This is a genomic window from Rhizobacter terrae (genome assembly GCF_003852895.1).
GTDB classification, from domain to species: Bacteria; Pseudomonadota; Gammaproteobacteria; order Burkholderiales; family Burkholderiaceae_C; genus Albitalea; species Albitalea terrae.
In genome coordinates this window covers 26,310-52,772 of record NZ_QUSW01000008.1, presented here as the reverse complement: position 1 = coordinate 52,772, position 26,463 = coordinate 26,310, and the positions used below count along the sequence as shown (strand labels likewise).

Annotated in this window: 27 protein-coding genes, 1 tRNA gene and 2 riboswitches; of the genes, 10 read left to right on the top strand and 18 right to left on the bottom strand. The window is 66.7% G+C overall.

Annotated elements, in window-relative coordinates:
* Positions 1-32 precede the first annotated feature (32 nt).
* The 9 genes from DZC73_RS23830 to uvrC all read right to left on the bottom strand — a co-directional run bounded on the left by DZC73_RS23830 (position 33) and on the right by uvrC (position 8,748).
* The gene (locus DZC73_RS23830; RefSeq protein WP_124542876.1) at positions 33-1,964 is read right to left on the bottom strand and encodes a peptidylprolyl isomerase; all 1,932 of its coding nucleotides are present in this window, start codon (positions 1,962-1,964) and stop codon (positions 33-35) included.
* A 164-nt stretch (positions 1,965-2,128) separates the two neighbouring features.
* Positions 2,129-2,204: transfer RNA gene (locus DZC73_RS23825), tRNA-Val, on the bottom strand.
* Positions 2,205-2,215: 11 nt separating this feature from the next.
* Positions 2,216-2,488, bottom strand: coding sequence for an HU family DNA-binding protein (locus tag DZC73_RS23820; protein WP_124542875.1), 273 nt, complete (start codon positions 2,486-2,488; stop codon positions 2,216-2,218).
* A gap of 273 nt (positions 2,489-2,761) precedes the next feature.
* A complete protein-coding gene (locus DZC73_RS23815) occupies positions 2,762-3,853 on the bottom strand; it encodes a tartrate dehydrogenase (RefSeq protein WP_124542874.1) in 1,092 nt (363 codons plus the stop codon).
* The gene (locus DZC73_RS23810; RefSeq protein WP_124542873.1) at positions 3,850-4,734 is read right to left on the bottom strand and encodes an alpha/beta fold hydrolase; all 885 of its coding nucleotides are present in this window, start codon (positions 4,732-4,734) and stop codon (positions 3,850-3,852) included. The genes DZC73_RS23815 and DZC73_RS23810 overlap by 4 nt, the downstream gene beginning before the upstream one ends.
* 18 nt (positions 4,735-4,752) lie before the next feature.
* A complete protein-coding gene (locus DZC73_RS23805; protein WP_124543114.1) occupies positions 4,753-5,610 on the bottom strand; it encodes a DMT family transporter in 858 nt (285 codons plus the stop codon).
* A 38-nt stretch (positions 5,611-5,648) separates the two neighbouring features.
* On the bottom strand, positions 5,649-6,218 hold the full coding sequence (pgsA, locus tag DZC73_RS23800) for a CDP-diacylglycerol--glycerol-3-phosphate 3-phosphatidyltransferase (protein ID WP_124542872.1): 570 nt from the start codon (positions 6,216-6,218) through the stop codon (positions 5,649-5,651).
* Positions 6,219-6,272: 54 nt separating this feature from the next.
* Positions 6,273-6,767, bottom strand: a complete 495-nt coding sequence (locus tag DZC73_RS23795; RefSeq protein ID WP_235835258.1) for a hypothetical protein — start codon at positions 6,765-6,767, stop codon at positions 6,273-6,275.
* Positions 6,754-8,748, bottom strand: a complete 1,995-nt coding sequence (gene uvrC / locus DZC73_RS23790; protein ID WP_124542871.1) for an excinuclease ABC subunit UvrC — start codon at positions 8,746-8,748, stop codon at positions 6,754-6,756. The genes DZC73_RS23795 and uvrC overlap by 14 nt, the downstream gene beginning before the upstream one ends.
* A 111-nt stretch (positions 8,749-8,859) precedes the next feature.
* On the opposite strand from uvrC, the gene earP reads away from it, so the two are divergent.
* The 3 genes from earP to mnmC all read left to right on the top strand — a co-directional run bounded on the left by earP (position 8,860) and on the right by mnmC (position 12,606).
* Positions 8,860-9,918, top strand: coding sequence for an elongation factor P maturation arginine rhamnosyltransferase EarP (gene earP / locus DZC73_RS23785; RefSeq protein ID WP_124542870.1), 1,059 nt, complete (start codon positions 8,860-8,862; stop codon positions 9,916-9,918).
* A 144-nt stretch (positions 9,919-10,062) separates the two neighbouring features.
* The gene (efp, locus tag DZC73_RS23780) at positions 10,063-10,617 is read left to right on the top strand and encodes an elongation factor P (RefSeq protein ID WP_124542869.1); all 555 of its coding nucleotides are present in this window, start codon (positions 10,063-10,065) and stop codon (positions 10,615-10,617) included.
* A gap of 60 nt (positions 10,618-10,677) precedes the next feature.
* Positions 10,678-12,606, top strand: a complete 1,929-nt coding sequence (gene mnmC / locus DZC73_RS23775; RefSeq protein ID WP_124542868.1) for a bifunctional tRNA (5-methylaminomethyl-2-thiouridine)(34)-methyltransferase MnmD/FAD-dependent 5-carboxymethylaminomethyl-2-thiouridine(34) oxidoreductase MnmC — start codon at positions 10,678-10,680, stop codon at positions 12,604-12,606.
* On the opposite strand, the gene DZC73_RS23770 is transcribed toward mnmC, so the two are convergent.
* From DZC73_RS23770 to rpiA, 3 genes are all read right to left on the bottom strand, one after another.
* A complete protein-coding gene (locus tag DZC73_RS23770) occupies positions 12,581-13,831 on the bottom strand; it encodes an alpha/beta hydrolase family protein (protein ID WP_124542867.1) in 1,251 nt (416 codons plus the stop codon). The genes mnmC and DZC73_RS23770 overlap by 26 nt on opposite strands.
* 10 nt (positions 13,832-13,841) lie before the next feature.
* Complete coding sequence (locus DZC73_RS23765) at positions 13,842-14,036, bottom strand: hypothetical protein (protein ID WP_124542866.1); 195 nt, start codon at positions 14,034-14,036, stop codon at positions 13,842-13,844.
* A 78-nt stretch (positions 14,037-14,114) separates the two neighbouring features.
* Complete coding sequence (gene rpiA, locus DZC73_RS23760) at positions 14,115-14,774, bottom strand: ribose-5-phosphate isomerase RpiA (protein WP_124542865.1); 660 nt, start codon at positions 14,772-14,774, stop codon at positions 14,115-14,117.
* A 51-nt stretch (positions 14,775-14,825) separates the two neighbouring features.
* On the opposite strand from rpiA, the gene DZC73_RS23755 reads away from it, so the two are divergent.
* From DZC73_RS23755 to DZC73_RS23745, 3 genes are read left to right on the top strand one after another with little or no spacing between them, the layout of a single operon-like run.
* The gene (locus DZC73_RS23755; protein ID WP_124542864.1) at positions 14,826-15,863 is read left to right on the top strand and encodes a quinone-dependent dihydroorotate dehydrogenase; all 1,038 of its coding nucleotides are present in this window, start codon (positions 14,826-14,828) and stop codon (positions 15,861-15,863) included.
* Positions 15,864-15,903: 40 nt separating this feature from the next.
* A complete protein-coding gene (gene cls / locus DZC73_RS23750) occupies positions 15,904-17,295 on the top strand; it encodes a cardiolipin synthase (protein ID WP_124542863.1) in 1,392 nt (463 codons plus the stop codon).
* A 38-nt stretch (positions 17,296-17,333) separates the two neighbouring features.
* The gene (locus DZC73_RS23745; RefSeq protein WP_198414943.1) at positions 17,334-18,179 is read left to right on the top strand and encodes a hypothetical protein; all 846 of its coding nucleotides are present in this window, start codon (positions 17,334-17,336) and stop codon (positions 18,177-18,179) included.
* Positions 18,180-18,204: 25 nt separating this feature from the next.
* Here the strand turns inward: DZC73_RS23745 and DZC73_RS23740 are convergent, their stop codons facing one another.
* Entirely contained in the window at positions 18,205-18,843 is a 639-nt protein-coding gene (locus DZC73_RS23740) for a CoA transferase subunit B (protein ID WP_124542861.1), read from the bottom strand.
* A 10-nt stretch (positions 18,844-18,853) separates the two neighbouring features.
* The gene (locus DZC73_RS23735; protein ID WP_124542860.1) at positions 18,854-19,555 is read right to left on the bottom strand and encodes a CoA transferase subunit A; all 702 of its coding nucleotides are present in this window, start codon (positions 19,553-19,555) and stop codon (positions 18,854-18,856) included.
* 125 nt (positions 19,556-19,680) lie between these two features.
* Between DZC73_RS23735 and DZC73_RS23730 the strand changes: the two genes are divergently transcribed.
* A complete protein-coding gene (locus DZC73_RS23730) occupies positions 19,681-20,247 on the top strand; it encodes a PAS and helix-turn-helix domain-containing protein (protein ID WP_198414941.1) in 567 nt (188 codons plus the stop codon).
* On the opposite strand, the gene DZC73_RS23725 is transcribed toward DZC73_RS23730, so the two are convergent.
* The 3 genes from DZC73_RS23725 to DZC73_RS23715 form a co-directional block, all read right to left on the bottom strand.
* Positions 20,248-20,667 carry an acyl-CoA thioesterase gene (locus tag DZC73_RS23725; RefSeq protein ID WP_124542859.1) on the bottom strand — a complete coding sequence of 140 codons (420 nt, stop codon included), beginning with the start codon at positions 20,665-20,667 and terminating at the stop codon, positions 20,248-20,250.
* Positions 20,668-20,671: 4 nt separating this feature from the next.
* Complete coding sequence (locus DZC73_RS23720; protein ID WP_124542858.1) at positions 20,672-21,340, bottom strand: YceH family protein; 669 nt, start codon at positions 21,338-21,340, stop codon at positions 20,672-20,674.
* A 76-nt stretch (positions 21,341-21,416) separates the two neighbouring features.
* Positions 21,417-22,199, bottom strand: a complete 783-nt coding sequence (locus DZC73_RS23715) for an SDR family oxidoreductase (RefSeq protein WP_124542857.1) — start codon at positions 22,197-22,199, stop codon at positions 21,417-21,419.
* Positions 22,200-22,351: 152 nt separating this feature from the next.
* Here DZC73_RS23715 and DZC73_RS23710 point away from each other — a divergent pair, with 152 nt between their 5' ends.
* On the top strand, positions 22,352-24,034 hold the full coding sequence (locus tag DZC73_RS23710) for an electron transfer flavoprotein-ubiquinone oxidoreductase (protein WP_124542856.1): 1,683 nt from the start codon (positions 22,352-22,354) through the stop codon (positions 24,032-24,034).
* Here the strand turns inward: DZC73_RS23710 and DZC73_RS23705 are convergent, their stop codons facing one another.
* The gene (locus DZC73_RS23705; protein ID WP_124542855.1) at positions 24,035-24,451 is read right to left on the bottom strand and encodes a hypothetical protein; all 417 of its coding nucleotides are present in this window, start codon (positions 24,449-24,451) and stop codon (positions 24,035-24,037) included.
* A gap of 131 nt (positions 24,452-24,582) precedes the next feature.
* Positions 24,583-24,674: riboswitch (glycine riboswitch) on the top strand.
* A gap of 16 nt (positions 24,675-24,690) precedes the next feature.
* Positions 24,691-24,804: riboswitch (glycine riboswitch) on the top strand.
* 48 nt (positions 24,805-24,852) lie between these two features.
* Between DZC73_RS23705 and gcvT the strand changes: the two genes are divergently transcribed.
* Together gcvT and gcvH are read left to right on the top strand one after the other, a co-directional pair.
* Positions 24,853-25,971, top strand: coding sequence for a glycine cleavage system aminomethyltransferase GcvT (gcvT, locus tag DZC73_RS23700; RefSeq protein WP_124542854.1), 1,119 nt, complete (start codon positions 24,853-24,855; stop codon positions 25,969-25,971).
* Positions 25,972-26,027: 56 nt separating this feature from the next.
* Positions 26,028-26,402: a glycine cleavage system protein GcvH gene (gcvH, locus tag DZC73_RS23695; protein WP_124542853.1), complete on the top strand. Its 375-nt coding sequence runs from the start codon at positions 26,028-26,030 to the stop codon at positions 26,400-26,402.
* Positions 26,403-26,463 lie beyond the last annotated feature (61 nt).

The following is a 26,463-nucleotide window of genomic DNA, read 5'->3' as shown; positions in this document are numbered from 1 at the left end:
TGCCAGGACGGCCGCAGCTCACCCACGGTCCATCACTTCGGTGCGCTGGCGGCGTCGGTCGACACCTTGAGCGACTTCTCCTTGGTCTCCACCTTCAGGCGGCTCTTCAGCGCGGCGTAATAAGCCATCGTCTCGACTTCGCCGACGGCTTGCGCCATCTGCGGCTGGGCGCGCGCGGCATCCGGCGCGGCCGGGTCGCGGCCCAGCACCTTGGTCAGGCGCAGCACGGCATAGCCATTGGGCAGTTCCACACCCAACGCCACGGGCAGCTTGGCAGCGTCGGCGCGCAATGCCGCATCCACCACCTGGCGCGGCAAGTCCTTCGCGCCTGCGCGCGACACCACGACCGGCTCGCCAGCCAGCGCGGCCTGCGGATCCTTCTTCACTTCAGCCAGGCGGGCCTCACCATCCTTGCGAGCCAGCACCGCAGCCTGGGCCTGCACGACACGCGCACGCACCATGTCCTTCACCTCGGCCAGCGGGATCGTGTGCGCGGCGGTGTACTGCACGATGCGAGCAGAGACGAGCTGGTTCGGGCCCACCTCCACCGCATCGGTGTTGCGCTTGTTCTTCACGATGTCGGGCGCGAAGAGCGCGGCCATCAGCTTCTCGCTGTTCAGCGGCGCGGGCGCATTGGGCGACGCCGTGCGCTTCACGTTCTGCGCGGTGCGCAGTTCCAGCTTGAACTTGTCAACCGCGGGCTTGAGGCTGTCGGACTGCTCGTAGACGGTGTTGGTGAAGTCCACGGCCTTCTCGGCGAAGAGCTTCTGCGCCTCGGTGCGGCGCAGGTCCTTCTCGATCTCCGCCTTCACGTCGTCGAAGCTCTTCTTGCCGCCGGCATGCACGCCTGTGACCTTGATGATGTGGAAGCCGAAGTCGCTCTCGACGATGCCGCTGATGTCGCCTTCCTTCATTGCGAAGGCCGCATCGGCGAAAGGCTTGACCATGGCTTCACGGTTGAAGAAGTCGAGGTCGCCACCGCGTTCTGCAGACGCCTTGTCGTCGGAATTCTTCTTCGCGATTTCCGCGAAGCCGGCGGGGTTCTTCTTCACCTCGGCCAGCAGCGCCTCGGCCTTGGCCTTCGCCTTGGCACGCTCTTCAGCCGGTGCGCTCTTGTCTGCCTTCACGAGGATGTGGCTGGCCTTGCGCTCTTCCTGCACGGTGTAGCGGCCTTGCTTCTCGTTCTGCTCGTAGTAGTGCTTGAGCTGCTCGTCCGCAACCTTCACCGACTTCGCCAGCGAATCCACATCCAGCATCACGTACTCGATGTTGGCTTGCTCCTCGGCCTGGAACAGCGCGGCGTTGGCCGGGTCCTTGTAGAACTTCTCGATGTCGGCGTCGGAAGGCGTGACCTTGCTCGCGTAGTCCTTGGCGTCGAAGCGTTGCACCTGCAGTTCGCGCTGCTGGAAGAAGGCATCGAAGGCGGTACTGGCGGCAGCGGCCGGTGCGAAGGCGCTGCGGCTCACCCCCAGCAGGACTTGCTGGCGGGCATAGTTGGCTTCGAACTCCTTGGGCGAGAGGCCGTTGGACGCCAGCACCTGGATGTACAGGTCCTTGTTGATCGCGCCATCGGGGCCGCGCACGGACGCAAGCTGCGGGTCGCTGTTCATCAGGCTGCGGATGCGCACGTCGGACGAGTTCAGGTGCAGCTTGTCGGAGACCTCCTGCAGCACGCGGTCGCGGATCAGCGTGTCGAGCAGTTGCTGGCGCATCTGCGGCGTGTCGAACATCTTGATGTCCAGGCCGGGCGCCTGACGGCGGATGCGGTCGATCTGCCGACGGTGCTCGTTGTCGAACTCTTCCTGCGTGATCCGGCCCGAGCCCACCTTCACGACGGTGGTGTTGCCGGGACCGGTGAACTTGTTGTAGCCCTGGAGGCCGAACCCGAACACGAAGGCGGGGACGATCACCAGCAGCAGCAGGAACTGGAACAGCTTGGTGTGCGATCGAACGAAATCAAACATCGAAGGCCTCGACGATGGGGCAGCAGGACTTCTGGCTGCGTATGACAAAGAGTGAAGCTGCAAACGCAACAAAGGCGAACCGAGGTTCGCCTTTGTGGGTGCGGGCTTGCCGGAGATTCTAGCCGACCGGACCACATCTGCCCGGGGTGGCAAGCCGCTGATTCTGGTGGGTGCTGAGGGGCTCGAACCCCCGACCTACGCCTTGTAAGGGCGCCGCTCTACCAACTGAGCTAAGCACCCGGAATGGAATCTCAGTTGACTGCGTCTTTGAGCGCCTTGCCGGGACGGAACTTCGGCACCTTGGCGGCCTTGATCTTGATCGTGGCGCCGGTGCGCGGGTTGCGGCCCGAGCGCGCTGCGCGCTTGCTGACGCTGAAGGTGCCGAAGCCCACCAGCGACACGCTGTTGTTCTTCTTCAGCGTGGTCTTCACACCGCCGATCACCGCTTCGAGCGCGCGAGTCGCGGCCGCTTTGGAGATGTCCGCCTGCTTGGCGATGTGTTCGATCAGTTCAGATTTGTTCACGAAGGTACCCCCTCTCAAAGGTGTCTCACAAGGAATCTGGGATGGTGATTGGGCCGCGGATTGGGGAGGACGGCGTCGAATTCATTACAGCCGTGCGACCTCACAGTGTCAAGCGCGGAAGCGGATTCTATGCGTATTCACCAGGGGCAAGACGGGCAACTTCGAGCGTGATTTCTCGCTTGACAAGCGCGCGTCGCGCGACGAGGAAAAACGGCGCCAACCCGCATGGCGCCAAGTGTTTCCGCGTGTTTGTGTCAGTGCCGTTCACGCCTTTCACAGCGATGCTGCAATCGCACGGCCCATGTCGATGGTCGTCGCCTTGCCCCCGAGGTCGGGCGTGCGCGGTGCGCCCGATTCAGGCGCGAGCACCGTCTCGATGGCCTGCAGGATGGCATCGTGCGCGTCGCGGTGTCCGAGGAAGTCCAGCATCATCGCGGCCGACCAGACCTGCCCGACGGGATTGGCGATGCCGCGGCCGGCGATGTCCGGCGCCGAGCCGTGCACGGGTTCGAACAGCGAGGGCGCACGGCGCGTCGGGTCGATGTTGGCCGAGGGTGCGATGCCGATCGTGCCAGTGCATGCCGGTCCGAGATCGCTGAGGATGTCGCCAAAGAGGTTGCTCGCCACCACCACGTCGAAGTGCTGCGGACGCTGGACGAAGTGAGCGGTCAGGATGTCGATGTGGAACTTGTCCACACTCACGTCCGGATACTTTTTCGACATTTCTTGTACGCGCTCGTCCCAGTACGGCATGGTGATGGAGATGCCGTTGGACTTGGTGGCCGAGGTGAGCTTCTTGCGCGGCCGTTGCTGCGCCTGGTCGAAGGCGAACTTGAGCACGCGGTCCACGCCGACGCGCGACATCACCGTTTCCTGGATGACGATCTCGCGCTCGGTGCCTTCGTACATGCGCCCGCCGATGCTGGAGTATTCGCCCTCCGTGTTTTCACGGACGATGAGCATGTCGATCTCGCCCGGCTTGAGCGGCTGCCCGTCGCGCCCCACCAGCGGCGAGCGCACGCCGGGCATGAGGCGCGCGGGCCGCAGGTTGATGTACTGGTCGAACTCGCGCCGGAAGCGAAGCAGCGAACCCCACAGCGACACGTGGTCGGGGATTTTCTCGGGCCACCCCACTGCACCAAAAAGGATCGCGTCGGCGGACTGGAGCCGGTCCTTCCAGTCGTCGGGCAGCATCTGGCCGTGACGCTCGTAGTAGTCCCAGCTGGAGAAGTCGTGGTGCTCGAACTGCAGGTCGATGTTGAAGCGCGAGGCCGCGGCTTCGAGCACGCGAAGGCCTTCGGGCATGACCTCCTTGCCGATGCCATCGCCGGGAATCACGGCGATGCGGTATTTAGTTTTTTTCATGGCGTGTCCTTGAAGAAGGCGAGCATCTCGCCGAGAAGTTCAGCCGGTTGTTCTTCGGCGACGTAGTGGCCGCAGTCCAGCGCGCGGCCACTCACCTGATTTGCTGCAGCGCGCCACAGACCAAGCACGTCGAAGCACTGGCCCACCGTGCCGTGCGCGCCCCACAGCACACGCGTGGGCACGTCGAGCTTGCGGCCGGCCCCGCGGTCGGCACGATCATGGTCGAGGTCGATGCCGGCCGACGCACGGTAGTCCTCGCAGATCGAATGGGCAGAGCCGGGGATGCCCACGCAGCGCTTGTATTCGCTGAGCGCACGCGGATCGAACACCGACAGGCCCGCATGCCGGCGCCCCATCACGTTGACCACGTAGGACGATGGGTCGGCTTCGATCAACCGTTCGGGCAAGGGTGCTGGCTGGATGAGGAAGAACCAGTGCCAGTAGGCGCGGGCAAAACGCTCGGAGGTCTGCTCATACATCGCGAGCGTCGGGGCGATGTCCAGCAGCATGAGTTGGCTCACGCGATCCGCATGGTCCAGCGCCAGCCGGTGCGCCACGCGGGCGCCGCGGTCGTGGGCGCACAGCGCGAAGCGGTCGTGGCCCAGTTGCTGCATCACCTGCGCCGCATCGCGCGCCATGCGGCGCTTGCAGTAGGGCTCGTGCGATTCATCGGACAAGGGCCGCGACGAGTCGCCATAGCCACGCAGGTCCAGCGCCACCACGCGAAAGCGCTGCGCCAGGTCGCCGGCCACGCGATGCCACATCACATGCGTCTGCGGATGCCCGTGCAGCAACAGCAAGGCCGGACCGGTGCCGCCGACGCGGCCATGGATCTCGGCGCCGTCGACCACAAAGCGGCGCGACTCGAAGGATTCGAACATGCGGGCGATTGTGCCGATTCAGGCCGTCGGTGTGCGCGCCACCAGCGCCACCCCTGCCGCCGTCAGGACCATGCCGAGCATCATCGGCACCGTCAGCACTTCATGGAAGATGGCCCAGGCCATGATCGCCGTGCACGGCGGCACAAGGTAAAGCAGGCTCGTGACCTTCGTCGCCGCGCCGCGCTGGATGAGCAGGTACAGCAGCGAACTGCCACCCAGCGTCAGCGCGAACACCGACCAGGCCATGGCCCCGATGAAGGCCGGGTGCCAGTCGACCGCCTCGGGCTCCAGCAGGGCCAGGGGCGCGGTGACCGCCAGGGCCGCCAGCAGTTGCACGAAGCTCGCGGTGCGCACGTCGCAAGGCGCGACGAAGCGCTTCTGGTAGAGCGTGCCAGTGGTGATGCTGAGCAGCGCGAAGATCGCGAGCCCCAGGTTGGCCGCACCCACCTCGCCGGCTCCGAGCTTGCGCCACACCACCAGGGCCAGTCCGCCCAGGCCCAGCATCAGGCCCAGCCATTGCTGACGGGTGACTGAGTGCGCCTCGCCCGATGCAGGCATGGCAGTCACCCACAAGGCAGTGAGGATGGGCTGCAGGCCCACCAGCAAGGCGATGGTGCCAGCGCCCAACCCGAGTTTGACTGCTGCCCACACGCCGCCGAGGTAGCCAGCGTGCATCAGCACACCCGTCACGGCGAGGTGGAATGCCTGGCGCCGGTCGCGCGGCCAGGCGGGGCGAGAGACCGCGATCCACACACCAAAGCACAGCACCGACAGCGCGTAGCGGATGGCGAGGAAACTCAGCGGCGGCGAGTGCGGCATGCCGAAGCGCGCCACGATGAAACCGGTGCTCCAGATGAGCACGAACACCGCAGGCATGGCGCGGACCAGCGCGCCGTCGTTGCTGCCGGACAAGGCTAGCGGGCCTTGGCGCGGATCTCGGGCAGCGCCTTCTGCAGGTAGTAGATCATCGACCAGATGGTCAGCACCGACGCGATCCAGATGAGGCCGGTGCCCCAGATGCGCGTGTCGATGAGGCCGAAGAGCACGGCGTCATAGAGCAGGAACGGAATCGCGATCATCTGCACCGTGGTCTTCACCTTGCCGAGCATGTGCACGGCCACGCTGCGTGAAGCGCCGATCTGCGCCATCCATTCGCGCAGCGACGAGATGGCGATCTCGCGACCGATGATGACCAGGCCCACCAGTGCATGCGCGCGGCCCAGGTGCACGAGCACGATGAGCGAGGCGCACACCAGGAACTTGTCGGCCACCGGGTCGAGGAAGGCGCCGAACGATGAAGTCTGGTTGAGCTTGCGAGCGAGGTAGCCGTCCGCCCAGTCGGTCAGCGCCACCACCACGAACAGCACGGTGGCCACGAGGTTGCGCGTGTGCTGCTGCAGGTCGCTCAGGTAGAACACGCCGACGATGAGGGGAATGGCGACGATGCGCGCCCAGGTCAGGAGTGTCGGCAGGTTGAAGAACATAGGCCCCCATTCTGCCGAAACTCGGCTGCCCCCACGAAACCGCGCCTCATGCACTCATTCGTCCAGCGTGCGTGGCTTGAACTTGCGCTCGTTGTTGAAGAGGAAGGTCTCGGCGAACTTCCACGGCTTGGGCGCGCGCGACACGTCGCCGAACGGCGCCGCGCGGCGCACCGCGTCGATGGCCATCTGCAGCGTCTCGGGCGCTTGGCCGGGCCTGCGCAGCACGTCGATGTTGCGGATGCTGCCATCAGCGTTCAGCTCGATCTCCAGCACCGGAATGGCCAGCAGGATGTCGGGCACCGTGCCGACGTAAGTGCCGTTGGGGTTGGCGGCCACGATGCGCCGCGCGGCCTGCTGCCGCATCTCGGTCATGCTGCGCACCGCGCCCGGCGTGTTCAGCCTGCCCGCGGCCGGCACAGTGGCGGTGGTCGACGGCCGGGGCGTGGGCGCCGGCGCGGGCGGCGGCGGTGATGGAGAAGCGCAGGCCGTCAGCAAGGCCGCGGTCGCGATGGCACTGCGCTGCAAGCGCTTGTTGTCAATGAAGGGCACGATAAATCTCCTCAGCGAGTTCCTTGGACACACCTTCCACTGTCGCCAGGTCGTCCACGCTGGCGGCGGCCACACCTCTCACGCCGCCGAAACGCTGCAGCAGTTTGGCACGCTTCTTCGGGCCGACGCCCGCGATGTCTTCCAGCCGGCTGCCGCCGGTGCGCACGCTGGCGCGGCGAGCCCGCATGCCGGTGATGGCGAAACGGTGGGCCTCGTCGCGGATCTGCGCGACCAGCATCAGCGCGGCGGAATCGCGGCCCAGATAGACCTTGTCGCGACCGTCGGCGAAGACCAGTTCTTCCAGGCCGACCTTGCGCCCTTCACCTTTTTCGACACCCACGATCAGCGACAGTTCCAGGCCCAGTTCCTGGAAGACTTCGCGTGCCATGCTCACCTGGCCCTTGCCGCCGTCGACCAGCACGAGGTCGGGCAGCCGGGCGAGCTTCGTGGGCGCGGGCCTGGGTTCGGCATCGTTGGCGGGGGGCGTCTCGCCTTCGGGTGCGGCAGGCGGGTTGGCCTGCTCGGCCATCATCGCCGCGATCTTCCCGTAGCGGCGCGTGAGCACCTGCCGCATGGCTGCGTAGTCGTCTCCGCCGGTGATGCCTTCGATGTTGTAGCGACGGTACTGCGAGTTCTGCATCTTGTGGTTCTCGAACACCACGCACGATGCCTGAGTCGATTCGCCGGCGGTATGGCTGATGTCGAAACACTCGATGCGGAAGGTATCGAGGTCGTCGACGTCCAGGTCCAGCGCCTCCACCAGCGCACGGGTTCGCGCCTGCTGCGAGCCTTCCTCGGCCAGCAGTTGCGCGAGCTTGATCTCCGCGCCCTTGATGCACATGTCCAGCCACGCCCGCCGCGGCTCGCGCGGCTGGTGCTGCGCGGTGATGCGCACGCCGCTTTGCTGCGACAGCGCATCGATGAGCGCCTTGTCCACCGCATGGCTCAACACCAGCAGCGGCGGCACCGCGCTGTCGAGGTAGTGCTGGGCGATGAAGGCTTCGAGCACCTGCACCTCGGGCTCCTTGCGCTCGGCCTCGTCGTCCACGATGGCGGTGGCGTCGTCCACATGCGCCGGGAAGTACGGCCGGTCGCCCAGGTGGCGGCCGCCGCGCACCATCGCCAGGTTCACGCAGGCGCGGCCGCCGTGGACCTTCACGGCGAGGATGTCGGCGTCCTTGGTGGTCACGCCGGTGTTGTCCTCCACCGCCTGCTGGTGCAGCACCCGCGACAAGGCACCGAGCTGGTTCCGGATCTCCGCTGCCTGCTCGAACTTCAGCTCCTCGGCGTAGCCCATCATCTGGGTCTGCAACGCGTTCATCACCTCCTGCTGCTCGCCCATCAGGAAACGTTCGGCGTGGCTCACGTCGCGGGCGTAGTCCTCGGGGGCGATGTACTTCACGCACGGCCCCGAGCAGCGCTTGATCTGGTACAGCAGGCAAGGCCGCGTGCGGTTGTTGAAGACCGTGTCCTCGCATGTGCGAAGGCGAAAGACCTTCTGCAACAGCGCGATCGAATCCTTCACCGCCCAGGCGCTGGGGTACGGGCCGAAGTAGCGGTGCTTCTTGTCCACCGCGCCGCGGTAGTAGGCCACGCGCGGGAACTCGTGCGACACCAGCTTGAGATAGGGGTAGCTCTTGTCATCGCGGAACAGGATGTTGTAGCGCGGCTTGAGCGTCTTGATGAGGTTGTTCTCGAGCAGCAGCGCCTCGGCCTCGGAGCGCACCACCGTCGTCTGCAGCCGCGCGATCTTGCTCACCATGTGGCCGATGCGCGTGCCGCCATGGTTCTTCGTGAAGTAGCTGGACACCCGCTTCTTCAGGTCGCGCGCCTTGCCCACGTAGAGCACGTTGTCCTGCGCGTCGAAGTAGCGGTAGACGCCCGGCAGGCCGGGCAGCGCGGCCACGTCGGCCAGCACGCGCTCGCGGGCGGCATCGTCGGGGGACGGTTCGTCCGGGGGGATATCCACAACGTCGGTCATTGGCCGAATTATGTGTTGGACCTCGTGGCCGGGTCTGCCGATGCCCGCGAGGGCCGCACGCGAGGGCCGCACATGGCAATGGCGAACGAAGGCATGGCAAATAATCGGCCCATGCTCTGGGACATCTTCTGCCGCGTGGTGGACAACTTCGGCGACATCGGCGTGTGCTGGCGCGCGGCGGCCGACCTCGCGTCGCGCGGCGAGCGTGTGCGGCTGTGGGTGGATGACGGCAGCGCTTTGGCATGGATGGCGCCGCAAGGACACGAGGGCGTGGAGGTCCGGCCATGGCCGTCCGGGCCGGTCGAGGCCGTCCCGGGCGACGTGGTCGTCGAAGCCTTTGGCTGCCACCTGCCGGACGACTTCATGGCCCGCATGGCGGCAGCCAGCAGGCCACCCGTGTGGATCAACCTGGAGTACCTCAGCGCGGAACCCTACGTCGAGCGCAGCCACCGCCTGATGTCGCCGCAGATGAGCGGGCCGGGCAAGGGGCTGGTGAAGTGGTTCTTCTACCCCGGCTTCACGGCCGCCACGGGAGGACTGATTCGCGAGCCCGATCTGATGTCGCGGCAGGCCCGGTTCGAGCCCGGGCCGTGGCTGGCCAGCCGGGGCCTGGCCCCGCGCGGCGAAGAGCGCATCGTCAGCCTGTTCTGCTACCCGAATCCAGCCGTGGCTGCCCTGCTGGACCGGCTCTGCCAGCAGCCCACCCTGCTACTGGCGACCAGCGGCCACGCCAGCGAACAAGTGGCTGCCCAGCTTGGCCCCAGCCTGCAGCGCGGCCACCTGCGGGCCCTGGTCGTCCCCCGGCTGACCCAGCCCGACTACGACCACCTGCTGTGGTCCTGCGACCTGAACTTCGTGCGCGGCGAGGATTCCTTCGTCCGCGCCCAGTGGGCCGGCAAGCCGTTCGTGTGGCACATCTACCCCCAGGACGATGGCGTGCACGGCGACAAGCTCACCGCCTTCGAGGCCTTGTTCCTCCAGTCGGCGGAACCTGGAGTCGCCGCGGCGGTCCATGGCTGGCATGCGGCCTGGAACGGCCTGGGGCACGACCTGCCCGCCCTTGCCGGCCTGGGCGCGTGGACCCGGCAGGCCCGGGCGTGGCGTGAATCCCTGCTCAGCCAGCCGGACTTGGTGAGCCAGCTGCGCGATTTCGCCATCGAAAAACGCTAGAATTCAAGGCTTTGCGCGATCCGGTAGCCGGGTGACCAGACACCCGGGGGCAATTTGGGCGGACGCGCACCTACAGCGCCAGGAAGGCCATCAAACCAGCCCGCGGCGCGTCCCCGCCCTGGCGGGATCATTCGGAAATTCGCTATGAAGATTGCACAGGAAATTCGCGCCGGCAACGTGATCATGCAGGGCAAGGACCCGATGGTCGTCCTCAAGACCGAATACAGCCGCGGCGGCCGCAACTCCGCCACCGTGCGCATGAAGCTCAAGAGCCTCTTGAACAACTCGGGCACCGAAGTCGTCTTCAAGGCCGACGACAAGATGGACCAGATCATCCTGGACAAGAAGGAGTGCACCTACTCCTACTTCGCCGACCCGATGTACGCCTTCATGGACGCCGAGTACAACCAGTTCGAGGTGGAAGCCGAGAACATGGGCGACGCCATCCAGTACCTCGAAGACGCCATGCCCGTGGAAGTGGTGTTCTACGAAGGCAAGGCCATCTCGGTCGAGCTGCCCACCAGCCTGGTCCGCGAAGTGACCTACACCGAGCCGGCCGTCAAGGGCGACACCTCGGGCAAGGTGATGAAGCCTGCCAAGCTGTCCACCGGCTTCGAGATCGCCGTTCCGCTGTTCGTGGAAACCGGCGACAAGATCGAAATCGACACCCGCACCCACGAATACCGCAAACGCGTCTGACCGTTGGCCGGTGACGGGCACACTCAAGGGCACTTCGGTGCCCTTTTGTCTTTTTGCTGAATGAAAACCGCTCCCATCGTGGCGGCCCGGGTCGAGCGCGACGAGCGCGGCGTGCCCTTCTCGCCCTTGTTCGGCGACGTCTACCACCCGGCTGCGGGTGCCCTGCAGCAGGCGGAGCACGTCTTCCTGCGCGGCAATGGCCTGCCCGGGCGTTTCGCCGGCCGCGACAGCTTCGTCGTGCTGGAGACCGGCTTCGGACTGGGCAACAACTTCCTCGCCACCTGGGACGCCTGGCGGCGCGCCGGCCGTCCTTGCCGGCTTCACTTCATTTCCATCGAGCAACACCCGCTGACGCGTGACGACATGGCCGCCATGCCACGCGATGAGTCGGTGGCCGGCCTGGCCCGGCAATTGGTGGAGGCCTGGCCGCCGCTGACACCCAACCTGCACCGGCTCGGCTTCGAGGACGGACAAGTCGAGCTGTTGCTGGCGCTGGGCAACGCGCAGGACTGGCTGCCCGAACTGGTGGCCCAGGTGGACGCCTTCTTTCTCGATGGCTTCACGCCGGCCAAGAACCCGCAGATGTGGGAGCCGCGCCTGTTCAAGGCCATGGGCCGCATGGCTGCGCCGGGCGCGACCGCGGCCACCTGGTCAGTGGCGCGCGCGGTTCGCGACGGACTGGCCGCCGCCGGCTTCGAGGTGACCCGGCAGCCCGGCGTCGGCGGCAAGTTCGACATCACCGTGGCGCGGTACTCGCCGCGCTTCGCGCCCAAGGCTTCGCCTTCACGGCACGCAGGGTCGGCGCCCTCGCGTGGACGTGCGGTGGTCATCGGCGCCGGGCTGGCCGGCTGTGCCACGGCCTGGGCCCTGGCCGGGCAAGGGTGGACGTGCGAGGTGCTCGATGCCAACGACCAGCCGGCCATGGCAACGTCCGGCAACCCGGCCGGACTCTTCCACGGCGTGGTGAACGCGCAGGACGGCACGCACGCACGCTTCAACCGGGCCGCCGCGCTGGAGGCCCGCCGTGTCATCTCCGGCCTGCTCACGCAACAACCCGGACTGGGCGAGGTGCGCGGCCTGCTTCGCCTGGAAACCTCGGGGCTGGATGCTGCCGCGATGCAATCCTCGCTCGCAGCCCTGGGGCTTCCGGAGGACTACGTGCAGGCCGTCGCCGCAGACCAGGCCGCCGCCATCGCGGGCATGGCGATGGCACATCCCGCCTGGTTCTATGGCGGAGGCGGCTGGGTGCGGCCGGCCTTGCTGGCACGGTCCCTTCTCGCCGCATCGGGCGCCCAGGTCATGTTCCGCGGCGGGCTCCAGGTGGATTCACTGCGCCGCCACGAGGGCCGCTGGCAGGTGATCGATGCCCGGGCACAAGTCATCGCCGAGGGCGACGCCGTGGTGCTGGCCAACGCCGGATCGAGCATGAAGCTCGCCGGCACGGCCTGGCCGATGCAACCCGTGCGCGGCCAGCTCAGCATGGCGCCGGCTGGAACAATGGCCCTGCCCCGCGTGCCGGTCGCCGGCTCAGGCTACCTGCTGCCGCCGGTGGATGGCCTCGCGATGTTCGGCGCCACCGTGCACACCGACGATCTCGAGCCCGATTGCCGAGACGCCGATCACGCCCACAACCTTCGACAGGTCCAACAGCTGACCGCCGATGCCGGTTGGGCTCGGCTCGATCCAGCCAGCCTGAGCGGCCGCGTCGGTTGGCGCTGGGTGACTGACGACAGGTTGCCTGTGCTCGGCGGTGTGCCCTTGCCCGCGGATCAACTCCACGGCAAACGCCTGGACCAGCCCCGTTTCGTTCCGCGCCAGGAAGGCCTCTACGTGTTCACCGGCCTCGCCTCGCGAGGCATCACCTGGTGCATGTTGGGAGCCAGGGGGCTGGCATCCATGATCACCCGAGCCCCTGTCCCGCTGGAAGCCAGCCTGATCGATGCCGTGGACGTTGCGCGCTTCGTCAGCCGCGAGGCGCGGCGCCAGTGACCAGCGCAGGGCGCGTCTCGTCCCACCACCGCCGCACGATCTCGTAGACCCGCGCATCGTTGAGCAGGCCCATGTGGCCGATGCCGCGAAGCTCCTCGCGCTGCACGTCGCCGCGCAGGTCGCCATCGGCAGCGCTTGAAGGCATCACCAGCCCATCGCCCAGCAAGGCCGACATCATGGCCGACGCCGGGCTGGCATCGTCATCTGCCAAGCGGGCGGCGAGCAGCCGAACCGGCACGCTCAACGCAGCGCCCTGGCCACGCAGGCCGTGCCGCAGGTCCTTGATGCCGCGGCTGCGTGCGTTGGCCACCTGCGCCAGCGGCCTCGTCACCTTCGACAGATTCAGCGCCATCGACGCCAGGTGCCCCAGCCGTTCGAGCGGAGCGCCGCGGTGCGGGGTGCCCAGGCACATCAGCACGGACACGGCGCGCAGCCAGGAGGCGCCATCCTGCACGGCCAGGTCGCAGGCGCTGCGGGCCACCAGGCCACCCATGCTGTGCCCGACGATGGCCAGGTCGCGCACCTGCGGGGCGGCAGCGAGCAGCGCCTCGATGCGCTCGCCGAGGCGGCGCGCGTTGTGCTCGACCGGCATGCCGGTGTTGTAGCGAACGTAGAGCGCGCTGACGGGCCGCTCGGCGGCCAGCCGCTCGCCGTACGAGCCCTCGGAAACCGAACCGCTGGTGCTGCGCCTGAACCAGCTGCGCTCATCGCAGGCCAGGCCGTGGATGAAGATCAGCACATTCGGCTGCAGACCTTCGACGACCGGGCCGTCCAGCTCGAGCGGTGCGCCGTCCAGGTGGAAGTCGAGGTCCGCCGCGAGCGGACTGCCGTCCTCGGCGAGGTGGTCGCCGAACACGCCGTTCAACGCGCTCCTCACGGCCTGCTCGGAGGGACCCACGCGTCGCGCAGGATCCAGGCTCATCGCCTCGGCCGCACCGGCCACGCTCAGGGCGGCATGCCCACCTGCGCGGACAGCGGCGTAGACCCCATCGGTGATGGCATCGTGGGCGCCTTGCACCACACGTGCCGGCAGCGACACGACCGGCACCTTCTGCAAGACGCCGAAGGTCTTGTCGGCGATGGCGTGGTGCATGTCCTGCACCCGCTGAGCGGTGGCCCGGAAGCCGGCCTTCAGGCCTGGTGCATAGACGGCGGCACGGGGTTTGGCCGGGGCCGTCTCGTCTTTGGGCTCGTTGGCATCATGCCGCTTCGAACGTCGCGGCATGGCCGCCTCCTCAGGGATTGGGTTGGGTGTCGGCAGGCGCCGCACCGTCGTCGGCGGGCACGTTGCCCTGGGTGGCTTCGTCGGGCTGCTCGCCGGAGCCGCCTCCGGCCTTGCGGGCGGCCTTTTCCTGCAGCTTCTCTTCCTTTTTCTTCTTCTTGGCCAGCTCGCGCTGGCGCTTTTCGAACGAGTAGTTGGGCTTGGCCATGGGCCGTCCTTCATCAGTTGCCGACACCCCGAGGTTACGCCCATTTGGGCGCCCGCGACCGTCCGACCGTGCGACGAATCAGAAGCTCAAGGTCTTCACGCCCTGCGAGGTGCCCAGCAGGCACACCGCTGCGCGGTTGCGGGCAAAGATGCCCACGCTCACCACCCCGGGCCACTGGTTGATGTCGCGCTCCATGGCCGCCGGATCGGTGATGGACAAGCCGCGCACGTCCAGGATGTGCCCGCCGTTGTCGGTGACCACGCCTGCGCGCAGCACCGGCTCTCCGCCCAGCGCCTTGAGCCTGCGTGCCACCTGCGAGGCCGCCATCGGGATCACCTCCACCGGCAGCGGGAACTTGCCCAGCGTCGGCACCAGCTTGGACTCATCGGCGATGCACACGAAGCGGTCGGCGATGTCGGCCACGATCTTCTCGCGCGTGAGCGCCGCGCCGCCGCCCTTGATCATGTTGCCGTGGTGGTCGATCTCGTCGGCCCCGTCCACGTAGACCGGAATGCGTTCCACCGTGTTGCTGTCGAGCACCGCGATGCCGTGGGCACGAAGCCGCTCGGTGCTGCGTTCGCTGCTGGACACCGCGCCCGCGATGCGGTCCTTGATGGTCGCCAGCGCATCGATGAAGCAGTTCACCGTGGAACCGGTGCCCACCCCCACGATGCTGCCTGGCACCACGTAGTCCAGGGCCGCCTGGCCCACCAGTGCTTTCAATTCGTCCTGGGTCATGTTCGCTCGCCGCGTTTGAGACAATCCGCGGATTATCCCAAGACCCGCTCCATGGCCCTCGTTCCCTACGCCCTCGCCCGCCCGTTCCTCTTCGGACTCGACCCTGAAGCCGCGCATGAACTGACACTCGGGGCGCTGGCGCGCATCCAGCGCACACCCCTGATCTGCACCGTCGCGCAGACCCGGGTGAGCGACCCGGTCACCGTCGCGGGCCTGAAGTTCCCGAACCGCCTGGGCCTGGCCGCGGGCCTGGACAAGAACGGCCGCTGCATCGACGGCCTGGGCGCCATGGGATTCGGCTTCATCGAGGTGGGCACGGTCACGCCGAAGGCGCAGCCGGGCAACCCCAAGCCGCGCATGTTCCGCCTGCCGCAGGCCAACGCGCTCATCAACCGGCTGGGCTTCAACAACGAAGGGCTGGCCGCCTTCATCGCCAACGTGAAGCAGGCGCGCTTTCGCGAGAGCGGCGGCATCCTCGGGCTGAACATCGGCAAGAACGCGGCCACGCCCATCGAGAACGCAGTAGACGACTACCTCATCGGCCTGGACGGCGTGTACCCGCATGCCGACTACGTGACGGTGAACATCTCCTCGCCCAACACCAAGAACCTGCGCGCGCTGCAGTCCGACGAGGCACTGGACGCCCTGCTGTCGGCCGTGAGCGAGCGCGACGTGAAGCTCGCCCGGGAGCACGGCAAGCGCGTGCCCATCTTCCTGAAGATCGCGCCGGACCTGGACGAAGCGCAGGTCGACGTCATCGCCGCGACCTTCGCCAAGAGCGGCATGACGGGCATCATCGCCACCAACACCACCATTGCACGCGATGCGGTGAAGCACTTGCCGCATGGCGAGGAAACGGGCGGCCTGAGCGGTGCGCCGGTGTTCGAGGCGTCCAATCGCGTGATCCGCCAGCTGCGCTCGCGGCTGCCCAAGGGCACGCCGATCATCGGCGTGGGCGGCGTGATGTCCGGCGCCGATGCGAAGGCCAAGATCGACGCAGGCGCCGACCTCGTGCAGATCTACACCGGCTTCATCTACCGCGGCCCGCCGCTGATCACCGAAGCCGCCCAAGCCATCAAGAACCGCTGAACATCGCGCAGCCACCGGCGCCGGGCACGGCGCTTGCCGAATGAGGGTCGTGCGAATCCATCCGATTCTTCGATCTCTCTTTGCCGTGGGCCTGGGCATCTTCTTCATCAGCGGATGCCGCTCGCTGCCGGCCATCCATCCCGACATGGCGCCGGTGGGTAAGGCCCCCGTCCTGGAGAACGGCAAGGGACCGCTGTCGGCGGCGCGCAGCAAGGCCATCATCGACGAGCTCAAGCGCCGCACGCCTGACACCAACATCCTCGAACGCCACCTCGCGCTGGAACAGGCCATGGTCGACAGCCCGCTGGTGACCGACAACAAGGTCACGCTGCTGCAGGACGGGCCGGCCACCTACAAGGCCATGCTCGCGGCCATCGCAGACGCGAAGAGCCATGTGCACATGGAAACCTACATCTTCGAGGACGACGAGACCGGCCGCCAGTTCGCGCAGGCGCTCATCGCCAAGCAGAACCAGGGCGTCCCGGTCGCGATGATCTATGACGCGGTGGGCACGATGGGCACATCGGCGGAGTTCTTCAAGACCCTGACCGATGCGGGCGTGCAGGTGCTGCAGTTCAACCCGGTGAACCCGCTCACCGCCAAGGCGGGCTGGAACGTGAACCAGCGCGACCACCGCAAGCTGCTGGTGGTGGATGGACGCACGGCCTTCCTGGGCGGCATCAACATCAGCGCCGTGTACTCGGGCGGCTCGGCCAAGTCGGCGCCGCGCAAGGGCGCGAAGCTGCCGTGGCGCGACACGCACCTGCAGATCGAAGGCCCGGCCGTGGCGGAATACCAGCGCATGTTCATCGACACCTGGACCAAGCAGAAGGGCCCGCCGCTGCCCTCGCGGGAGTTCTTTCCGAAGCTCACGCCGCGCGGCAAGGAAATCGTGCGGGCCATCGCCGGCTCGCCGGACGACGCCTACAGCGCGATCTATGCGACGCTGATCTCCGCCATCGAGAGCGCGGAGAAGGAGATCTGGCTGACCAACGCCTACTTCGCGCCCGACCCGCAGCTTCGCGCCACACTGGCCGATGCCGTCAAGCGCGGCGTGGACGTGCGGCTCATCCTGCCCAGCAAGACCGACTCGGGACTCATCTTCAATGCCGGCCGCAGCTACTACGACGAAATGCTGCAGGCAGGCGTCAAGATCTACGAGCGGCGCGACGCGCTGCTGCACTCGAAGACCGCGGTGATCGACGGCGTGTGGTCGACCATCGGCTCCACCAACCTCGACTGGCGCAGCTTCCTGCACAACCAGGAGGTCAACGCCGTCATCCTCGGGCCGGACTTTGCGGCGCAGATGAAAGCGGTATTCGAGCACGACCAGGCAGCCTCCACGCCTGTTACCCTGGAGGCTTGGCAACACCGGCCGGTTGGCTGGCGCATCAAGGAAGGGTTGGCCCGGATGTGGGAGTACTGGTTGTGATGACCGGCAGGCCGCCGCGGTTGACGCGGTGTCTGGCCTTGCTCCTGAGCCTCGCGGGCGCGGCAGGCGCCATCGCCTCGCCCGAGGCCGATTCGCTGCGGTCCCACCATGCCGGCATGGCGCCCCAGCTGGCCAACAGCGCCTTCCACCAGCCGCTGGTGCTGGAGTCCACCCAGACCTCGGGCGACCTCAAGGGCGATGTGTTCGCCGTGGTCGAGCATGAGTTCGGCAAGCTCGAAGCCGCGCTGCAGGGCGTCGAGGTGTGGTGCGACGTGCTCATCCTGCACCTGAACGTCAAGTACTGCCACAGCACCGGCAAGGGCGCCAGCGGCAGCATCGCGCTGGCCGTCGGCAAGAAGGGCGACCAGGACATCGCCGATGCCTACCAGGCCAACTTCGCCTACCAGCTCGCCGCCGCGGCGCCCGACTACCTGAAGGTGCAGCTCAGCGCCAAGGAAGGACCGATGGGCACGAGCAACTACCGCATCCTTTTCGAGGCCACGCCACTGGACGCGACGCATTCGTTCGTGCACATGTCATATGCCTACGGCTACGGCTTCACGGCACGCATCGCGATGCAGGGCTACCTGGCCACCGTCGGCCGCAACAAGGTGGGCTTCACCGTGGTGGGCAAGAAGTCCGATGGACAACCGGTGTACGTGGACAACGTGCGCGGCGTCGTGGAGCGCAACACCATGCGCTACTACCTCGCCATCGACACCTACCTGGCCACTCTTTCACTGCCGGCCGCCCAGCGCGACGAGAAGCGCATGCACGACTGGTTCATCGCCACGGAGCGCTACCCGCGCCAGTTGCACGAGATGGAGGAAGGCGAGTACATGGCGATGAAGCGCAAGGAGCTTGCGCGGCAGCGGGCGTCGTAGGCACCCGCCACCCTCGAACGTCCGCTCAGTGCAGCGGCACGCCGGTCTTGGACTGCAGCTCCTCGTGCGTCACGCCCGGCGCGAGTTCCACCACCTTCAGGCCTTGGGGCGTCACGTCCATCACCGCCAGGTCGGTGATGATGCGGTTGACCACGCCCACGCCCGTCAGCGGCAGCGTGCACTTCGGGATGATCTTCAGGTCGGTCGTGCCGTCCTTCTTCTTCGCGACGTGCTCCATCACCACGATGCAGCGCTCGACGCCAGCCACGAGGTCCATGGCGCCGCCCATGCCCTTGACCATCTTGCCGGGGATCATCCAATTGGCGAGGTCGCCCTTCTCGCTCACCTGCATCGCGCCCAGGATCGACAGGTTGATTTTGCCGCCGCGGATCATCGCGAAGGAATCGTGCGAGCCGAAAATGCTGGAGCCGGGGATGGTGGTCACGGTCTGCTTGCCGGCGTTGATGAGGTCGGCATCGACCTCGTCTTCCTTCGGGAAGGGGCCGATGCCCAGCATGCCGTTCTCGCTTTGCAGCCACACCTCGATGTTGCTCGGCACGAAGTTCGCCACCAGCGTGGGAATGCCGATGCCGAGGTTGACGTAGTAGCCGTCCTTGAGTTCTTGCGCGGCCTTGGCGGCCATTTGGTCTTGAGTCCAGGGCATGTCGGTCTCCTCAGTTCGCAGGACGGGTGGTGCGCTTCTCGATGCGCTTCTCGGGGTGCGCGTTCACGACGATGCGATGAACGTAGATGCCGGGCAGGTGCACGTCGTCCGGGTCGATCTCGCCGACTTCGACGAGCTGCTCCACTTCCACGACCGTGGTCTTGCCGGCCATCGCCGCGGCGGGGTTGAAGTTGCGCGCGGTGCGGCGGAACACGAGGTTGCCGCTCTTGTCGGCCTTGTGGGCCTTGACCAGCGAGACCTCGGGCGTCAGCGAACGCTCCATGACGTACACATGGCCGTCGAACTCGCGCGTCTCCTTGCCCTCGGCCACCATGGTGCCCACGCCGGTGCGGGTGAAGAAGGCCGGGATGCCGGCACCACCGGCGCGCAGCTTCTCGGCCAGCGTGCCCTGCGGCGTGAATTCAAGCTCCAGCTCGCCGGCCAGGTACTGGCGCTCGAACTCCTTGTTCTCGCCCACGTAGCTGGAGATCATCTTCTTGATCTGGCGCGTCTCCAGCAACTGCCCGAGGCCGAAGCCGTCGACGCCCGCGTTGTTGGAGATGACGGTGAGGTTCTTCACCCCCGAATCGCGCAGCGCCGCGATGAGCGCCTCGGGAATGCCGCACAGCCCGAAGCCGCCGACCGCCATCAGCTGGCCGTCCTTGACCAGCCCCTTGAGCGCTTCGGCCGCGCTCGAATACACCTTGTTCATACGCCGTCTCCGGATGGTCTGAATTCGAGGGGTGGACCCTTGGCCCACGGAAGCCGCAAGCGTACTACGTAACCCATTACGTAGTCGTTACGTAGAATTGATTAATCCCTCCTCGGGACAACCCCATGAACGCCCTGCCTCCCCTCGACTACCGAATGGCTTTCGACCTCGCCCCGATCGGGCTGGTCATGTCCCGCAACCGGCTCATGGTGGACTGCAACCAGCAGCTGCTGGACATGTTCGGCGCGACGCGCGAGCAACTGGTGGGGCAATCCTTCGAGGTGCTTTACCCAACGCACGACGAGTTCGAGCGGACCGGCGCGCGCATCGTGGCGAGCCTCAATGCCAAGGGCTACTACGCCGACGAGCGGGTGATGAAGCGCACCGGCGGGCCGCACAAGGGCGACTTGTTCTGGTGCCACGTGTCAGGGCGTGCGCTGAACCCGAAGCAGCCGCATGCGGCAGGCATCTGGAGCTTCGAGGACTTGTCGGCCACGCGGCAGGTGAAGGCCGATCTCACGCCACGCGAGCGGGAGATCGCGGCGCTGCTGATCGAAGGGCTGACCAGCAAGCAGATCGGCAAGCGGCTGGGGATCAGTCCGCGCACGGTGGATGTGTACCGGGCCAGGCTGATGAGAAAGTACGAGGCGGCAACGACGCCGTTGCTGGTGCAGAAGCTGCTCAGCGCGTAGTCAGATGAGGTGCTCTCGCAGCCAATCCGGAATCGGCACCGACTTCTGCTGCGGAAAGTCGATCCACACCGTCGTCGCCCCACCTTCCGCATAGATCACGCCCGGCTCATCCACCCGCTCCAGCGTGATGAAGGTATCGAAGCTCGTGCGCCCTGGATTCGCCACGTAGTGCTTGGCCAGGATGTCGCCCGGGAACTCCAGCTGCCGCACGAAGTTGCAGAACGCATTGACGATCACCGGCCCCTGCCCGTTCGGATCCGGCGCCCCGCCCAGCGAGTTCAGCCACTCGATGCGGATGGTCTCCAGGTAGCGGAAGTAGATCGTGTTGTTGACGTGCCCCATCGCATCCATGTCGCCCCAGCGGATGGGCATGGTCATCTGGTAGACGAACTTCTTCTGCACGGGGATGTCGATGCGCATGCGCTCAGGCTCCGCCCTTGCTCACGCCCAGCTCGGCGTAGAGCCGCTCGACGAGTTCGCGCAGTTCGCCGATCTCGGATTCCATGGCCGCCTGCCGCGACTTGAGCGACGCCAGTTCGCTGGCCGCGACGAAGTCTTCGGAATCAGCCGACACCGCCGAGGCGGACACCTCCACCGCACCGCACAGCAGGTGCCCCCAGCGCGCCTCACGCGCACCGGGCGCACGGGGCAGCTTCACCACCAGCGGCCCGCCCTTCTCTGCCGAACGCTCGACCAGCTCGGTGAGAAAACCTTCCACCGACGACACGTCCGCGAAGCGGTGCAGCCGATCGCAGTTGGCCCGCAGCTCCGCACTCGTCTGCGGACCCCGCAGCATCAGCACCGCCAGCAACGCGACCGATTGCGATGGCAATCCCATCGCCCGACCGAAGTTGTGCTCATAGCGGCTCACGCGCGAGCCGCTCGACTCGAACGCCAGGCTCAGCGACTTGAGCGCATCCACCGCCACCTGCACCTCGCTCTCGGTGGCATTGAGCACCGGGTCGCGGGCGGTCTTCTGGTTGCAGCCGGAGACCAGTGAATTCAGGGACAGCGGATAGCTGTCGGGAACCGTGTGTGCCTTTTCAACGAGCACGCCGAGAACGCGTGCCTCCAGCAAGGAAAGCTCGCGCATCAGACGCCGCCGGGCCGCCCCAAGGCGGCTGAGCGCCCCCTCGGGGGGCAGGAGTGGAACGACGTGGGGGCCTTCATCAGACGGCAAACCCATCATCAGCCTGGATCACCGCCCCATTGATGAAGTGGCTCTCGTTGGCCACCAGCATCATCAGCGTCGAATCGAGATCGGACGGCTGGCCGATGCGCTTGCGCGGCAGCATGTCGATGAGCTTGCGGCCCTGCTCGGTCTGCCAGTGGTGGTGGTTGATCTCGGTGTCGATGTACCCGGGGCAGATGCAGTTCACATTGATGCCGTAGCGCCCCCATTCAAGCGCCATGGCCTTGGTCATGTGGATGACGGCCGCCTTGCTCATGCAGTACACGCCGATCTGGCTGAGCACACGCATTCCCGCCATCGAGGCGATGTTGACGATGCGCCCGCCGGTGAAGGTGCCCGGCGCCGACCCCTTGGCCCGCGCCAGCATGCGCTTGCCGACTTCCTGCGCCACGAAGAAGGCGCCCTTGGTGTTGGTGTCGAAGACGTAGTCGTAGTCGTCCTCGCTGACGTCGGTGAGCTTTTGCGTGGTGCTCACCCCGGAGTTGTTGATGAGGATGTCCAGCGTGCCCATCTCGGTCTCGGCATGCGCCACGGCGGCGCGGATGCTGTGCACGTCCGTCACGTCCACCGTGACCACGTGCGCCGTGCCACCGCCGGCCTCGATCTCGGCGCGCAAGGTCTTCAGGCGCTCGACCCGGCGACCCGCCAGCACCACGCCGCACCCCGCAGCGGCCAGCGTCTTCGCGAATTGCGTTCCAAGACCGCTGGACGCTCCAGTGACGAGCGCCACGCGCCCGGACAAATCGATGCTGTAACCCATGCGACAACTCCTCGAATTCTGTTGAAGGGACGATAGCACGCAGCCTCGCTGCAACGAACGGCGAGTGCCCTCACTAAAAAATCGAACGGTCGTTCTATTTCGCGCCGCTTCCCTCGTAGAATCGCGCCCAATTCAAGCTGGAAGGAAGCCCGATGACCCCCCAAGCGATCCTTGAACAATACGGCCCGCGCGAGTCGATGGAATACGACGTGATGGTCATCGGCGCCGGCCCCGGCGGCCTGGCCACCGCGATCCGCATCAAGCAGCTCGCAGCCGAGCAAGGCAAGGACGTGTCGGTCGTCGTGCTCGAGAAAGGCTCGGAGCCCGGCGCGCACATTCTCTCAGGCGCGGTCATGGACCCGCGCGCCATCACCGAGCTGTTCCCGAACTGGAAGGAGCTCGGTGCGCCGCTGAACCAGCCCGTCACCGGCGACGACATCCTCTTCCTGAGCGAGACCGGCTCCAAGCGCACGCCCGACTGGCTGGTGCCGGTGCCCTTCCACAACAAGGGCAACTACGTCATCAGCCTGGGCAACGTCGTGCGCTGGCTGGCGCAGCAGGCCGAAGGCCTGGGCGTTGAAATCTTCCCGGGCTTCGCGGCCGCCGAAGTCCTCTACAACGACGATGGCTCGGTCAAGGGCGTGGCCACCGGCAACCTCGGCGTCGGCAAGGACGGCGAGCCCACCGAGAACTTCCAGCTCGGCATGGAGCTGCACGCCAAGTACACGATCTTCGCCGAGGGTGCGCGTGGCCACCTGGGCAAGCAGCTCATCAAGAAGTTCAAGCTCGACGAAGGCCGCGACCCCGCCAGCTGGTCCATCGGCATCAAGGAGCTGTGGGAGATCGACCCGAAGAAGGCCAAGCCCGGCCTCGTGGTCCACACCGCCGGCTGGCCCATGGACAACGACACCTTCGGCGGCGGCTTCCTGTACCACCTCGAAGACAACAAGGTGACCCTCGGCCTGGTGGTGGGCCTGGACTACCAGAACCCCTACCTCAGCCCCTTCGAGGAAATGCAGCGCTGGAAGACGCACCCTGCGATCCGCCAGCACCTGGAAGGCGGCAAGCGCCTGAGCTACGGCGCGCGTGCCATCAACAACGGCAGCCCGCAGTGCCTGCCCAAGACGGTGTTCCCCGGCGGTGCGCTGGTGGGCTGCGACGCGGGCTACATGAACGCGGCACGCATCAAGGGCAGCCATGCGGCGATCAAGTCCGGCATGCTGGCGGCGGAGGCCGCCTTCGGCGCGGTGACCAGCGGGCGCCAGCACGATGAGCTCTCGGCCTACCCCGAGGCGTTCGAGAAGAGCTGGCTCAACGAGGAGCTGCAGTCCACCCGCAACTTCAAGCCGTGGTTCAAGAAGGGCTTCACCATCGGCTCGCTGATGTTCGGCATCGAGCAGTGGCTGCTGCCCAAGCTGGGCATCAAGAACCCGCCGTGGACGCTGCACCGCGACACGCCCGACAACGCGCGGCTGCTGCCCGCGTCACAGTGCAAGAAGATCGACTACCCCAAGCCGGACGGCAAGCTCACCTTCGACCGCCTGAGCAGCGTCTTCGTGAGCAACACCAACCACGAAGAGAACCAGCCGGCTCACCTCACGCTCAAGGACGCGAGCGTGCCGGTGAACGTCAACCTCGCCAAGTACGCAGGCCCCGAGAGCCGCTACTGCCCGGCCGGCGTGTATGAGTTCGTCAACGACGGCTCGGGCGACCGCCTGCAGATCAACGCGCAGAACTGCGTGCACTGCAAGACCTGCGACATCAAGGATCCGACGCAGAACATCGTCTGGGTCACGCCCGAGGGCGGCGGCGGGCCGAACTACAGCGGGATGTAGTCAGCGCAGGACCTGCCGGTACTCCTTCAGCCCGCGCAGTTCGACCTCGACGTCATACGGAAACCCGTGGCGCCCGCCACGGTGGTCCACCAGCAGGTCGTCGAAGGTTTCCGCACAGCGCATGCCGCTTGCCCAGTTCAGCGCGATCTGGTTGGCCACGCGCGGAAAGCGCTCGGCCAGTCGCGACGGCCGCACCGTCGATGGCAGCTTGGACAGCCAGTCCAGCGCCACGCCGGACAAGGCCCGGTCCGTCGGTTCCGCCGCACGGCGGCGCGCCTCCCAGTAGCCGGGTTTCAGGCGCTGGACTTCAGCAATGCCCGCCGGCAGTTCTTCAAGTGCCTGCCGTGCGGTATCGAAGTCCGTCAGTTCGAATTCAAATGCCCCAACGTCGCCTGCATTGTTCTTGGAAGTAGCCATTCACGCCTCTCCAACAATCGCGACATGGGAATTTTGATGTCGCCGCGGGCAAATGCGGACAGGGTTCTCACCAAGTCCGAGCCCCTTGGTCGAGGGATGGGCCGAAGCGGGAATCCTTCCGCTACACTCGCGGGCTGTGTTCAGGAGAGAGCTTCAAATGAAGCCGCCGAAGGCGCAGGGCCCACCCGCCCGAACGCTCAGGCAAAAGGACTGACAAGGCGGCTTGTGAATGAAACAAGCCGTTCCTCACTGGAGAGAGGCCCGTCATCGAGCGGGTCCACCGAAGGGGCAAGCGGCCGCGCCGTCATCCGGCAGCCGTCAATCTCTCAGGTAAAGCGGACAGCGAGGGCATCCCAACGTATGCTGAGTGCGTTGGTCCCAGAATGCCCTCGGAGAGAGACATGTCCGCACCCTCACTTCTGAAGACCCCGCTGCATGCCCTGCATGTGGAGCTTGGCGCCAAGATGGTGCCCTTCGCCGGCTACGACATGCCGGTCAACTACCCAGGCGGCATCATTGCCGAACACAGGCAGTGCCGGGAGTCGGCGGCACTCTTCGACGTCTCGCACATGGGCCAGCTGCGCATCACCGGCGACGACGCCGCCCGCGCCCTGGAAAGCCTGGTGCCCGTGGACGTGGTGGACCTCGCGCCCGGCAAGCAGCGCTACGCCCTCTTCACCAATGCCAACGGCGGCATCCTCGACGACCTGATGATCACCCGGCGCGAGAACGACCTGTTCGTGGTCGTGAACGCCGCCTGCAAGGACGCCGACACCAGGCACCTGATGACCCACATCGGGCACCGCTGCACCATCATCCCCCTGCCCGACCGCGCCCTGCTGGCGCTGCAAGGCCCCAAGGCCGTGACCGCCCTGTCGCGGCTGAACGACGGCGTTGCCAAGCTGACCTTCATGACCGGCGCGAACTTCACGCTGGCCGGCATCGACTGCTTCCTCACCCGTTCGGGCTACACCGGCGAAGACGGCTTCGAGATTTCCGTGCCGGCCGACCGCTCCGTGGAACTGGCCCGCGCGCTGCTCGACCAGCCCGAGGTCAAACCCGCCGGCCTGGGTGCGCGCGACACGCTGCGCCTGGAGGCGGGCCTGTGCCTGTACGGGCATGACATCAACACCACCACCACGCCGGTCGAGGCAGCACTCACCTGGGCCATCCAGAAGGTGCGCCGCCCGGGTGGCGCGCGGGCCGGTGGCTACCCGGGCGCGAGCGTCATCGAATCGCAGCTCGCCACCGGCGCCGTCAGCAAGCGCGTGGGCCTGCTGGGCCTGGAGCGCGTGCCGGTGCGCGAAGGCGCCAAGCTGGTCGATGCGCACGGCCACACGCTGGGCCACGTCACCAGCGGCACGCTGGCGCCCACGGTGAACCAGCCCATCGCCATGGCCTACCTGGCCGCCAACCACGCGCTGCCCAGCCACGAGGTCTACGCCGAAGTCCGCGGCAAGCGACAGCCCATGCGCGTCGCGCCCATGCCCTTCTCGCCGCACCGCTATTTCCGCGGGTGATCCGCACCCTTCTTGCATCTTTCGCCAGCCCAACGCCACCACAGGAGCACACGCCCATGACGACCATGTACACGCCGGACCATGAGTGGATCAACATCGAGGACCACGAGGCCGCGACCGTCGGCATCACGCTGCATGCGCAGGACGCGCTGGGCGACGTGGTCTTCGTCGACCTGCCCGAAGTGGGCCGCACCTTCAAGAAGGGCGAAGTGGCCGGCGTCGTCGAGTCGGTGAAGGCCGCGGCCGACCTCTACATGCCGGTGAGCGGCGAGATCGTGGAAGTCAACGAAGCGCTGCGCGCCGACCCGTCGCTGGCCAACAGCGATCCGCTGGGCAACGGCTGGTTCTTCAAGGTGCACGTGTCGAACATGGCCGAGTTCGAGCAGCTCATGGACGGGCCGGCTTATGACGTGCTGGTGAAGAACAGCTGATCGCGTTCGACGCCCGTTCCGGCCGGCCCCCCCTGCTCGTTCGGGTCGCAGCCCGAACGAG